Source organism: Kitasatospora cathayae (genome assembly GCF_027627435.1).
Classification (GTDB): Bacteria; Actinomycetota; Actinomycetes; order Streptomycetales; family Streptomycetaceae; genus Kitasatospora; species Kitasatospora cathayae.
The window spans coordinates 8442134-8454882 of the sequence record NZ_CP115450.1 but is presented as its reverse complement, the minus strand read 5'-3'; the positions used below and the strand labels follow the sequence as shown (position 1 = coordinate 8454882).

Genomic DNA, 12749 nt, shown 5'->3' with positions numbered 1-12749 from the left:
CTCAGTGCTCCTTGAGGCGGTTCGCACCCCGGTAGCCGGCCGGCACGCCCTCGGCGATGATCGCGTCGGCGACCATGTGCCGGGTGCGCAGCGGCAGGATCTCCCGGTAGGCGGGCGAGTCGTACCAGGCGCGGGCCCGCTCGTAGTCGGGGAACTCGATGAGGATCAGCCCGAGCCGGCCCCAACTGCCCTCCAGCGTCTCGAACTTGCCGCCGTGGACGACGAATCGCCCGCCGAAGGCGTCGAGGGTGGCGTCGATGCGCTCGAGGTACTCGACGATGTCGGGGCACATCTCGGCGGAGTGGACCTGGGCCAGGGCGTAGGCGGTCATTGCTGCTCCCATGGTGTCGGAGGGGCTCGTCGTGCTGACGTCTCCGACGGTAGGGCGCGGCGGGTGCGGGGCGAATCGGTCACGCATCAGTAGGGGTGACGTACGTACGGCCTGGAGGCGGCCGACCCCGGGTTCCGGGGGCCGCCGCCTCGCCTCAGCCGCCGTTGTAGGAGCCGGAGTCGTATCGCTCGGTGTCGCGGCGGTACTCGTCCTGCCAGTGCAGGAACTCGTGGCCGCCCTTGCCGAACCTGCGCTGCAGCTTGTCGGGGAGGCCGCCGGTGCAGGCCCTCGCCAGGAATTCCACGATCCCGAACGGCAGGACCGTCAATTCCCCGGCGTCGTAGAGGCACACTGGCCAGTCAGCGCTCGATTCGCCCTCGATGCGCCACAGGTAGTAGACGCCACCCTCGTCCATGCCCCAGTGGATGTACGACTCGCCGTCGCCCAGGATTTCCGCATTCCTGGGCTTGGCGGCCGCCCGGCGGAACGTTCCGGTGATCTCCACAATGCTTGAGCTGTACCGGTGGCCGGGCGCCTTCGCCGGAGCCGCGATCGCCAGAAAGTCGTCAAGCGACCCGCCGCCGTAGACGGCGAGGAACTCCAGGTAGTCCGGCGGCAACCGAATCCCCAGCGCGGCCTCGGCCTCCGCCACCGCCTGCAGGTCCAGTGCCGCCCCCTCCGCACTGCCCGCCGACGGCGCAAGGACCCGCCGCAGACGTTCGAGTGCATCGCTTGTCATCGGTTTTCTCCTCTAATCCATCGGGCCTGTCGGAACCGGGATCACTGGACTCTCTCGGAAGTCGAATGCGCGCCCGAGATTGTACCACTGGCTGTTTTTGGTGCTCCAGATCTTGTTCTCAATCGTCCACGTCTTATCGATTCCCGGAGTTCCATCGCGATTGACCCCCTTCGCGGTCATCACGAACTCGTACGGCACCGTCCTGTTCCCGGCGTAGTTCGGTGTCACCGTGTATCGGACCACTTGGTGTTGCTTGGTGATCGTCCGGAAGACCTCCGACTCGACGTCTTCCATGTTGGGGCTCATTCCCGGATCGCCCTCAGCCACGGCGTCGTCGTTCGCCGCCCTGGAACAGGTGGCTAGGTTGTCCAAGTCGGTGCCGCTCCCGCTCAGCCGCTTACCGAGCAGGTGGCAGTTGTTGATCCATTGCCAGGGTTTGTCGTTCCCCAAGTAGTAGCTGTAATTCCGCGCCCAGTTGTACCCGGGCGGGCGGGTGTCCCGTTCGGTGGTGCTGCCCTCGTGTGCCGCGAGGTACTCCTCGTCGAGGCAGGCGTTCATCTGCGTCGCCCGCATTCCATTGGCTGCGTCGCGGGTGCCAAGGCGGACCCAGCCCTTGCCGCCCTCACGGCAGGAGTTGTCGTTGCTCTGGTCGGTCCCGGGGCCGGCGCCGGGGGCCGAGTGGGTGTCGGTGTCCTGGTCCGGGGTGGTGTTCTGGTGCGTGGTCAGCTGGTTGAGCAGGTCGGCGGCGTGGTAGACCGCGGAGATGATCTTGATGATGTCGCCGGGCTTCGGCGGCTCCCAGTCGGGCTTCGGCGGGGGCCGTTCGATGGTGGTCTTGCGGGGATCCCAGAGCGGCTTCGGGATCGTGATCGGGACCGGTCGCGTGATCGTGCCGGTCGGCCGGTGGAACTTCGCCGGGCGGACCTTGGTGGGCGTCGTTCCGCCGCACCTCGACCAGCAGGTGTCGTCGTCCGCCGCGGTGTCGGGCGCTGCCGCGGCGCCCGCGGCGGCGGCCGCGGCAGCGGCGGCGGCCATCTGGGAGGCCCGGGCGCGGGCGTCCGCCTTGTCCAGCTGGATGTCCCAGCTGCCGGGGATCGTGGTGGCGGGGGCGTACGTCGTGGAGGCGGCCGCCGCACTGCTGCCGGCGTGGGAGGAGGAGCCGGAGAACTTGTCGGAGAGCCAGTTCCACGAGTTCTTGATGCCGCTGATCGTGTTGTTGTAGATCTGCCCGCCGGCCCTGGCCATGTCGTTGCACTTCGCCTGGCAGGCGCTGATGAGTGCGGAGCCGGCGCCGACGATGACCGTCACCTCGATGACACAGGCGTCTTCCAGGCAGTGCCCCGAGGGGTCGGTGCCGTTGAGGGGGCTGGCGTTGCCGTAGGTGTAGCGGTTGGCCTGGGCGGAGGGGCTGGGGCTCAGGAGGTAGGAGTCGCGGGAGGTGAAGCCTCCGGTGCCGGGGCGGTACCAGCGGGCGGCCATGTTGACGTCGCCGGTGGCGGGGTCGGTCCAGCCGCTCTGGTAGCCGAGGCTGGTGCCGGTGCCGCTGGTGGCGGTGGGCTTGCCGAAGGGGTCGTAGGTGGTGGTGCCGGTGACGGTGGTGCCGTTGTTGTCGAGGGTGGCGGTGACGTCGGTGTGCTTGTCGGTGCGCAGGCGCACGCTGCTGGTGCCGTTGCCGGCGCCGAGCAGGTTGCCGGCGGTGTCGCGGGCGTAGGTCCAGGTGCCGTCGCCGGTCAGGTTGTTGGAGCCGCCGTCGTAGCTGAACCGGGCGGCATTACGACTGGTGACGCGGTCGAGGCCGTCGTAGGTGTAGCTGGTGGTGCCCTCGGTGATCAGGCGGCCGAAGGCGTCGTAGGCGAGGGTGTCGTCCTTGCCTGCGGTGGTGACGGCGGCCAGGGTGCCGCGCGCGGTGTAGCGGTAGGTGCTGGTGCCGTCCGACAGCAGGCGGTTGCGTTCGTCGTAGGTGGCGGTGGCGGTGCCGTTGCCGGTGCGGTTGCCGGCCGCGTCCCAGGTGTAGGCGGTGGTGGTGCCGTCGGCGCTCCAGGAGGTGAGGCGCCCTGCCAGGTCGTAGCCGTAGCGGTTGTCCTTGACCGGGTCGGTGGCGGATCCGCTGACGGTCTTGCGGGTGAGGCGGTCATCCAGGTCGTACTCGTAGGCGGTGCCGGCCAGCGGGGTGGCGGTGGCGCCGACGGCGAGCAGCTGGTCGCCGGCCAGGCGGCCGAGCGGGTCGTAGCTCAGGCGCCGCTCGGAGACGGCCTTGTCCTTGGTGACGTCGACCGGGTCGGCCTGGATGTACCACTGCTTGCTGGGGCGGCCGTCGCCGTCGTAGCCGTACCAGTTCTTGATGTTCAGCTTGGGGTTGTTGGCCCAGTCGAGCTGGCCGTCGGCCTTGTAGCCGAGGACGGTCAGGCCGGTGTCCTTGTCCCGGCGCTTGGTGACGCGCCCGTCGGCGTCGTACTCCCAGGTCTGGTCGGGGGCGGTCAGGTCGGTGCCGGCCTTGATGAGCAGGCCGCGGTCGTTGTACGCGTACTGCTGGCCGTTCAGGGCGGAGGAGTCGTGCCGGATCAGGTGCCCGGCCTTGTCGTAGGCCAGCTCCCGGTCGGTGGTGCCGGCCTCCGCGCCGGTGCCGCTCTCGCGGACCAGACGGCCGAGCGGGTCGTAGCTGCTGGTGCGCACGATGCCGCCGGGCTCGGTGGCGCGCACGGCCTGGCCGGCCACGTCGTAGGAGGTGGTCCAGGTGCGGTCGGCGGCGGCGGGGTGGGCGGTGGTGGCGGGCTCGACGGTGGACTCGGGCAGGCCCCAGGTGTTGAAGGTGTAGACGGTGGTGTTGCCCTTGCCGTCGGTCAGGCGGGTGCGGTGGCCGGCGGCGTCGTAGCCGAGGGTGGTGGTGATCGCCTGGCCGGTGGCCACCGGTTCGGTGAGCTTGACCGGGCGGCCCAGCGCGTCGTAGTCGGTGCTGGTGACGGCGCCGGTGGCCGGGCTGGTGCTGGTGAGCGGCTTGCCCTCCAGGTCGAAGGTCGCGGTGGCGGTGCGCAGCACGGTGCCGGCCGCATCGAGGTCGTCGGTGGTGGCGGGGTTGCCGAGGCCGTCGTAGCGGGTGCGTACGGATTCGCCGAGGGGGGCGATGGTGCGCACGGCGCGGCCGAGGCCGTCGTACTCGACCTTGCTGACGCGTCCGACCGGGTCGGTGCTGGTGACGGTCTGGCCGGCGGGGTTGAAGGTGGCGGTGGTGCTGCTGCCGGCCGGGGTGGTGACGGCGGTGCGGTTGCCGGCGTCGTCCCAGGCGAACTTGGTGGTCAGGTTCTGCAGGGTGGGCTGGCGTTCGACGACGGTCGCGGTGAGGATGCGGCCGAGCTGGTCGTAGGTGGCCTCGCCGCGGGCGCCGAGCGGGTCGGTGGTGGACAGCTGGAGGCCGGTGGGGGTCCAGGTGGTGGCCCAGGTGGGCGGGGTGTCGTCGGTCTGGGGCTGGAAGGGGCCGGTGGAGTTGGGGGCGACGCGCTGGTTCTGGTGGCCGAGGCGGTCGTAGCCGAAGGTGGTGCGCCGTCCGGCCGGGTCGGTGGTGGCGGTGACCCGGGAGAGTTTGTCGTACTCGACGCGGCTGACGGGGTTGAGCGCGGTGGTGGCGCCGGGCGGGGTGTAGGCGGGCAGGCGGGTCTCGGTGACGCGGCCGAGCGCGTCGACGGCGGTCTTGGCGATCTGGCCGAGCGGGTCCTTGGTGGAGACGGCCTCGCCGAAGGCGTTGTAGCCGGTGGTGGTGGTCGGGCGGACGGTGGCGGCGGTGCCGCCTCCGCTCTCCGCCGAAACGGGCGGGGCGGTGGCCGAGATCCGCCGGCCGAGGGCGTCGTACTGGTAGGTGGCGGTGTAGGCGGCCGGGTCGGCGCCGGGGGCGTTGCCGTTGGGCGAGGTGGTGGAGGTGAGCAGGCCGCGCTGGTCGTAGCTGAAGGTGCTGACCGCGGTGGGGCCGCCGGCGCTGGAGGAGAGCTGGCTGCGGGTCAGGCGTCCGGCGGTGTCGTAGGTGCTGGTCTGGACGCTGTTCTCGGTGTCGCTGATCTTGAGGGTGCTGGTGGTGACGCGGTCGTCGGCGTCGTAGCCGAGGGTGGTGGTGCGCCCCAGGCCGTTCGGGTCGAGGACGGTCTGGGTGACGCGTCCGGAGGCGTCGACGGTGCGCACGGCGGTGGTGCGGCCGCCGCCGGTGGTCTGCTTGATCAGGTGGCCGGCGCCGTCGTACTCGTCGGCTTCCAGGACGATGGAGTGGGTGGTGCCGTCGGCCTGGGTGACGTTCTCGGCGGTGACGGTGGCGGGCAGGCCGTCGTCGAAGTAGGTGTAGCTGGTGACGGCGCCCATGGCGTCGGTGACCGAGGCCAGTCGGCCGGCCGGGTCGTAGGCGCGGGAGTCCGTGGTCAGGTCGCGTACGCCCTTGCCGTCGCCGTTCCAGCCCTCGACGACGGTGGTCGCCGGCTGGCTGCGCGGGGTGTAGGTGTAGCGGGTGACCTGGCCGAGGGCGTCGGTGACGGTGGCCGTGCGGCTGAGCGTGTCGTAGCCGTAGCGGGTGACGCCGCCCATCGCGTCGGTGTCGCTCTCCAGGCGGCCGGCGCTGTCGTAGCTGCTGGCGGTGGTGCGGGAGCCGTCGGTGCCGGCGATGTCGGTGGTGGTGGTGCTGGTGGGGCGGCCGTCGGCGTCGAAGGTGGCGGTGGTCTTGGTCTGGTGGGTGTCGCCGGTGACGGCGTCGGTGACCTTGGGGCCGGTCTGGGCGCTCTGGCGGCCGAGTTCGTCGTACTCGTAGGTGGTGGTGACGCCGTCGGGCTGGGCGTCGGAGGTCTCCTTGGACCAGATCCTGCGTCCGGCCGCGTTGTAGCCGTAGGTGAGGGTGAGGCCGCTGGGCAGGGTGGTGCGGGCCAGGTCGCCGGTGGGGTAGTAGGCGTAGGCGGTGACGGCGCCGGCGGCGGTGGTCTCGCTGGCGAGCAGCCCGGCGGGGGTGGTGCCGCCGCCGTAGGCGGGCTCGGTGCCGGTGGTGTAGCTGGTGCGGGTGGTGCGGCCGTCGGGGCGGGTGGTGGAGGCGGGCAGGCCGAGGGCGGTGTAGGCGACGGTGGTGCGGTAGGTGGTGTCGCCGGGCCCGGCGGAGCGGGCGTCGCGGGTCTCGGTGGGCTTGTCGTTGCGCGGGTCGCGGGGGTTGGCGGGGTCGTAGTAGTAGCTGGTGTAGGAGGTCCAGCAGGAGTTGACGTCGCGGCAGGTGGTCAGCGAGACGGTGTTGCCGCGGGCGTCCTGGCCGCTGACGGTGGAGTGGCCGTTGGGGTCGGTGACGGTGTGGACGAAGCCGCCGGTGTCGTAGGTGTAGCTGGTGGTGTTGCCGGCTTCGTCGGTGCGGGAGATGAGGCGGTTGGCGCGGGTGGCGTCGTGGATCTCGGTGGTGGTGTTGCCCACCGGGTCGGTGAGGGTGACGCGGGAGGCGAGTTCGGTGGCCGAGGAGGCGGAGCGCGCCTGGTAGTGGGCGGCGACGCGTTCGGCGGACAGCGGGTGCTGGTAGATGGCGACCTCGTCGATCTGGCCGGTCAGCCAGGCCCAGCCGCCGTTGCCGGCGGGCCAGTTGCCGAGGTAGCCGCCGCCGAGGGTGAGGCGGTCCATGTCGAGGTGGTTGATGCCGCCGGAGGCGGTGCCGACCAGGGTGCCGTCCAGGTAGAGGGACTGGGTGCCCTTCTCGGCGCTGATCACGGCGTGGTGCCAGGAGCCGTCGGTGACGGTGTTGGCGGAGGTGATGGGGCCGCCGTTGAGGCCGTAGAACAGGCCGCGCAGCTTGCCGTCGGTGCCGACGTACAGGTCGGGGACGGTGTTGCCGCTGGTGTTGTTGGCCTGGTTCAGCAGGATGCCGGTGCCGCTGGTGCGGAACCACAGTTCGGCGGCGAGGTCGGTGGTCTGGCTGCGCACGATCTGGGCGGGCAGGTCGACGTAGGAGGTGTTGGTGCCGTTGAACTCGGCGGCGTGGCCGTCGCCGGGGCCGAAGACGCCGGTGGTGCCGGGCTTGGCGGCGCTCGCGTAGGTGCCGTTGCCCTTGATCGCGGCGACCTCGCTGGCGGCGGTGGTGCCGCCGCTCTCGTCCAGGCGCCAGTAGCCGCCGGGCGAGTCGGCGACGACGGAGCCGCGGTAGCCGACGCCCTGGCCGCCGACCTGGGCGCTGCGGGCGCGGTAGTGGGCGACGACGTCGCGGTCGCTCAGCGGGTGCTGGTAGAGGGCGACTTCGTCGATGGTGCCGGTGAAGTGGCTGATGTCGTCGGTGGGTGCGGCGGGCCAGAAGCGGGCGATGCCGGCGCCGAGGTAGGTGTGGGTGTTCTGCTGGTGGTCGACCGTGCCGTTCTGGACGCCGACGATCTGGCCGTCGAGGTAGACGGTCTGGGTGGTGCCCTGGACGGAGAAGACGGCGTGGTGCCAGGCGCCGTCGGTGACGGCGTTCGGGGAGGCGACGGTGGCGTCCGCGGTGCCGTAGAAGCGGTTGCGCAGCTTGCCGTCGGAGCCGATGTACATGACCGGGGTCCAGGTGCCGCCGATGCCGTTGGGGTCGTCGATGGTGCGGCTCTGGTCGCCGAGCAGCACGCCGGGGGTGGTGGTGTTGAACCAGAGTTCGACGGCGAGTTCGGTCTTGGCGTGCAGGACGTCCTGGGGGATCTCGATCTGGGACTTGGCGGAGCCGTCGAAGCGGGCGGCGGTGTCGTCGGTGGGGGCGAAGACGCCGGGGGCCTTCTTGACGACGGCGTCGCCGTAGGTGCCGGCCAGGCCGTTGCCGACCTCGCTGGCGGCGCTGGCGCCCTCGCGCTCGCCCAGGCGCCAGTAGGCGGCCGGGGCGGAGGCCTTGACGGCGTTGGTGTAGAGGAAGGAGCCGCCGCTGTAGGTGGGGTCGGAGAGCTTCCAGTCGCCGCCGGCGGCGTCGGTGACCTTGGTGACGCGCTCGGTGGTGGCGTCGTAGGTGACCTGGGCGCTGGTGCGGCCGGAGGGCAGGGTGGTCTTGGTGAGCTGGGCGCTGCCGGTGCGCAGGGCGTAGTGCTCGGCGACGGTCTGCTCGGTGAGCGGGTAGTCGTAGACCGCGGCCTCGTCGATCTGGCCGTTGAACCAGGACCAGCCGCCGTTGCTGGCGGGCCAGTTGCCGGCCCAGTTGCCGGTGTAGCCGCCGCCGAGGTAGGCGCGGTCCATGTTGAGGTGGTCGATGTCGCCGGCGGTGGTGCCGACCAGGGCGCCGTCGAGGAACATCGCGGTGTTGTCGCGGGCGCCGGCGAGCACGACGTGGTGCCAGGCGTTGTCGGTGACGTCCGCGGTGGAGGTCACCGGGGGGTTGGGGCTGTTGAACTTGCCGCGCAGTTTGTTGTCGGTGCCGACGTACAGGGCCGGGACGACGTTGTAGGGGGCTTCGCCCATGGCGCGGTTCTGGTAGCTGAGGATGACGCCGGGTGCGGCGGTGCGGAACCACAGTTCGACGCTGCGGTTGACGGAGGCGCTGATGGTGCGGTTGGGCAGCTCGATGTAGGAGGTGGCGCGGCCGTTGAGGGTGACGGCCTGGTTGCCGCTGGCGCCCAGGGCGCCGTCGGCGCCGAAGGTGACGTCGTTGGCGGAGGCCGGGGCGCGGTCGCTGACCTGGGCGTCGTTGAGCAGGGTGCTGCCGTCGGCCTGGCCCAGGCGCCAGTAGCCGACCGGGGCGGCGTCGCGCACGGCGGTGCGGTAGCGCGATCCGGTGCCGTAGTCGTAGACGGTGCAGCCGGTGGGGGCGGCGGGGGCGACGCCGGGCGGGCAGACCTTGGTGAGCTTGTCGCCGTCGTACTGGTAGGTCCAGCCGCCGGTGGAGCCGGTGGCGGTCACGGAGGTGACGTGCCGGCCGGTCCAGTTGAGGTTCAGGAAGCGGCCGGAGGCGGTGTCCTTGACCTGGACGAGGGTGCCGGAGGCGTAGACGAGGTCCTGGGTGTGGCCGGCGGTGTCGGTGATGCGGGTCAGGCGGCCGTCGGCGCCGAAGGTGTGGATCGTGCCGGTGCGGTCGGTCAGCGTCCAGCCGCCGCCGTCCGTCTTGCGCAGGTCGGCGGCCATGCCGCCGCCGGGCACGTAGGCGTTCTTGCCCGGGTCCCAGCCGAAGCGGGCGCGTGAGCCGTTGGCGGCGGTGAGCAGCACGTTGCCGGGCAGGGTGAGCCAGTTGCTGGTCTCGACCTGGACGCGCATGTCGAAGGGGGTGGACCAGCCGGCGCCGAAGGCGCCGTCGGTGCGCGGGTCGAGGGAGTTGTAGCTGCGGGTGACGGAGAGCTCGGGGCCGACGACGGGCAGGGCGGCGTCGGTGGCGGCGGTGGTGTAGTTGCCGGCGGCGGTGTTGACGCTGCGTCCGGTGTCGGCGGCGGTGGTGTACTGGTTGGGCTGGGGCAGGACGGTGCGGATGTAGGAGGCGGCGGTCCAGGGGCTGGCTCCGGCCCCGTCGCCGGCCATGGCGTACCAGGCGTACTGCTCGTTCCAGGTCAGCCAGCCGGGCGGGACGACGAAGCGGGGCTGGCGCTTGAGCCAGTCGGTCTGCTTGCAGTCGACGTGGGCGTCGCCGCCGACGACCCGGCAGACCTGGAACTGGTAGTCCAGTTCGGGATAGGGCGCGCGGTCGGGGTCGACGCCTTCGGCGGTGAGGGTGGGCTGGAGCTGGTAGACGACGGCGCCCGAGGGCGGGGCGAGGCGGGTGATGTACGGGGGGACGTTGACGGAGGAGATCTGGATGTTGACGGTCGGCACGCCCGCGTCGGCGTAGAAGTTGCTGACCTGGAACTGGTCCATGGTGAACGCGACGGTGTACGTGCCCTGTGGGAGGGCGCGGATGTGCGCGTCGACCACGGCGCTGCCGCCGGGCGGGACGTCGTTCGGCATCGCCGTCCAGGCGATGTTGGTGCCGTAGTTGGTGATGTTGTTGCCCCACTGGTCGAACAGCAGGTACGACATCTTGTAGTTGTTGGTGGGGGTCCAGGTGTCCATGCCGCGGTTCCACACGCGCAGGCGGACGATGCCCTCCTGGGTGGCGGTCACCGGCTGCTGGAGGCCCCAGAGTTCGTAGTCGGCGCCGTAGCGGGACCAGGTGACGTCCAGGACCGGCTGGCCGCCGTTGTTGTTGGCGCTGCCGAACTGCTTCCAGGAGTAGTTGTCCCAGACGTCGGTCTTGATGGCCAGGCCGTAGTTGGCGGTCCAGTGGTGGGTCCAGGAGTTGACCAGGTTGCGGCCGTCGGCGCCGAGGTCGATCGACTCCCAGGCCTCCGGGCAGGCCCAGGCGCTGGAGGAGCTGGGGCGCCAGCCGTGGGCGAAGGAGGGGGCGGCCAGCGCGGGGCCGGTGGAGGGGGCGTTCGAGCCGCGCACGGAGCTGGGCGACCACCAGGAGGTGACCTGGTGGATGGTCACGGTGCGCGGGGTGCAGCTGTAGGACCAGCCGTTGTAGAGGCTCAGGCGGGCGCCGAGGATGGTGGCGTTGCTGAGGGAGTCCTCGATGCCGGTGAACTTGACGTACGAGGAGGCCTGGTGCTTGCCGCCGTCGTTGGTGCCGACCTTGAGGACGGTGTCGCCGGAGAAGTCGACGTTGTAGCCGGTGTAGCCGTAGGTGGTCTCCACGGCGCGGACGGAGGAGAGCTGCGGGTCGACCTTGACGGGGTAGACGCGTTCGGGGGCGTGCAGCCAGGCCTCGTCGAGCTTGGCCTTGAGGGCCTGGCCGCCGGTGGGCAGCTGGATGAGCTCGTAGGTGACGCCGCCGGTGATCGCGCCTTCCTCGGTGTTGGGGGCGAAGTTGGAGTCCTGCATCCAGCCGGCGGGCATGCGTGCGCGCAGGGTGCCGGCGGCGTCGGTGAAGTGGACGGAGCCGTCGGCGTCCAGGGAGGCGCTCACGCCCTGCAGGCGCAGCGGGAAGATCCATTCGGTGGGCGCGGTGGCGTCCTTGAGGATCAGGTTCTCCTTGAAGGAGGAGTTGCCGGCGAGGATCGTCACGTCGGCCTTGGGCCGGGCCTCGGGGTAGGTGATGGTGTTGCCCTGCACGGTGCCCTGGACGGGGGCGGCGCCCTGGAGGCTGTAGCCGGCGAGGATGCCGTCGCCGAGCTGGAGCTGCACCAGGGGGTCGGCGTCGGCGGTGAGGCCGAGCTTGAGCTGCTGCTCGGTGGAGGTGGTGGTCCAGGAGTTCTGGACCGGGGCGGCGCGGCCGCCGGTGGCGGTGCCGTCGGCTGTCAGGGTGGTGTCGATGGCGGACCAGGAGCCGTTGGAGCGCTGGAAGTTGACCGGCTCGGGGTAGCTGCGGGTGGTGAAGGTCCCGTCGGCGTTCTGGAAGGTCCGTTGCTGCGCGGTGCGCTTTTCGGGGAGTTCCTTGCTGGTGGCCTCGTTGAAGCTCTTCGCCGGGTCGACCTTGGGGGTGGGCAGCGCGGCGGGCTTGCCGGTGGGCTTGGCCTCGGTGGCGGGCAGCTGCGCGGGCTGGGGCGTGAGGGTCTGGGCGGGGGCCTGGACGGGCTTGTCCTCGGGCAGTTCGCCCGGCGCGGGGGCCGCGTCCGGGTGCCCGGAGCCGTCCTTCGCGCTGGTCGCGGCGGTGGCGGCGTCGTGGCCGCGCCCCTCGGCGCTGCCCTGCTGCTGCTTGGGGCGGGGGCCGGGGTCGGCGGGCGCGGCGTCGGCGGCATGGCGCAGGACGGACTCGGCGAAGGCCGACCCTTCGGCGGTGCCGAGGACGACCATGGTCATGGCCAACAGGATTGCCAGGGGGCGGCGCAGCAACTCGGAACCCACCAGAGAGTCAAGGGGAAGCAATGAAACGTCGGTAGGTATATCTGACTGTCGGTAGGCAGATAAAGAGACTTTTAATGTGAGTGACGAAGATCACGCAGGAAACACGTGTCGCAGGGAACCGGGCACCGGGAGTGGCGGCGCAGGCCGGCCGGAATGACGTCGAGGGGCGCCGGAAGTGAACACGGCGCCCGCTGATGGACTTTGATTGGACGTCAATTATGTTGCTGTCGGCCGATGGTGGTCGGTCCCAGCAGAAGGTCCAGTGGTGGGAGTCGACGAGCTGCTCGGCGTAGGCGGTGAGGGTGCCGGTGCCCTGGTGGACCTGGTCGGGGCACAAGGGGTGTGCTCGGCGGCCAGCGGCAGGGCCTCGGCGAGGGTTGTGGGCGGCGCGGCAACGCTCACCGTAGGAGCGGGCAGTGACAACAGAGATGGTGGTGCTCAGTCGGGGCGCTGGCCGTGGAGGAGGGCGGGCAGGGTGTGGCCGGCGAGGGCCTCGGTGACGCGGGCGGCCTGGGAGGGGGCCATGTGGTTCTTCAGTTCGCGCACGGGGACGAAGCGGGCGCCGAGCAGGCCGCTGCGCTTCTGCGAGAGGACGTTGAGGGTGACGTCGCGGACGGTGCCGCCGTCGTAGACGAGGCTGAGGCGCTCGAGGTAGCGGTCGGCGGGGTTGTAGTCGACGGCGGCGATGTGGCTCAGGCGCAGGGTGATGCCGGTCTGGGCGTGCAGGTGGCGGGCGGCGGAGCGGTGCGGGGGCTCGTTGGCCTTGCCCGCGCCGCCGGGCAGGATGAGGCCGTCCATGTAGTCGGGGTCGACGAGCAGGACGTCGCCGCGCTGGTTACGGACGAGGACGAGGCAGCCGAGCCGGCAGACGGGGGGCTTGGCGAGCAGGCGGGGGTCGTGCATGGGGAGTTCACTTCCTGAGGGTGCAAAAGA

Annotated in this window: 5 protein-coding genes; all 5 read right to left on the bottom strand. The window is 71.1% G+C overall.

Translation table 11 applies throughout. The annotated features are described in order from the left end of the window. Position 1 precedes the first annotated feature (1 nt). Positions 2-331 (bottom strand): DUF1330 domain-containing protein, encoded by a 330-nt coding sequence (locus tag O1G21_RS37850; protein WP_270150230.1) that lies wholly within the window; start codon positions 329-331, stop codon positions 2-4. Between the two features lie 154 nt (positions 332-485). Beyond that, positions 486-1070, bottom strand: a complete 585-nt coding sequence (locus O1G21_RS37845) for an SMI1/KNR4 family protein (protein ID WP_270150229.1) — start codon at positions 1068-1070, stop codon at positions 486-488. Positions 1071-1082: 12 nt separating this feature from the next. Next, the gene (locus O1G21_RS37840; protein WP_270150228.1) at positions 1083-11771 is read right to left on the bottom strand and encodes a LamG-like jellyroll fold domain-containing protein; all 10689 of its coding nucleotides are present in this window, start codon (positions 11769-11771) and stop codon (positions 1083-1085) included. 52 nt (positions 11772-11823) lie between these two features. Next, positions 11824-12153, bottom strand: coding sequence for a DUF4253 domain-containing protein (locus O1G21_RS37835; RefSeq protein WP_270150227.1), 330 nt, complete (start codon positions 12151-12153; stop codon positions 11824-11826). Positions 12154-12254: 101 nt separating this feature from the next. After that, positions 12255-12719, bottom strand: coding sequence for an NUDIX domain-containing protein (locus O1G21_RS37830; protein ID WP_270150225.1), 465 nt, complete (start codon positions 12717-12719; stop codon positions 12255-12257). Positions 12720-12749: the final 30 nt, after the last annotated feature.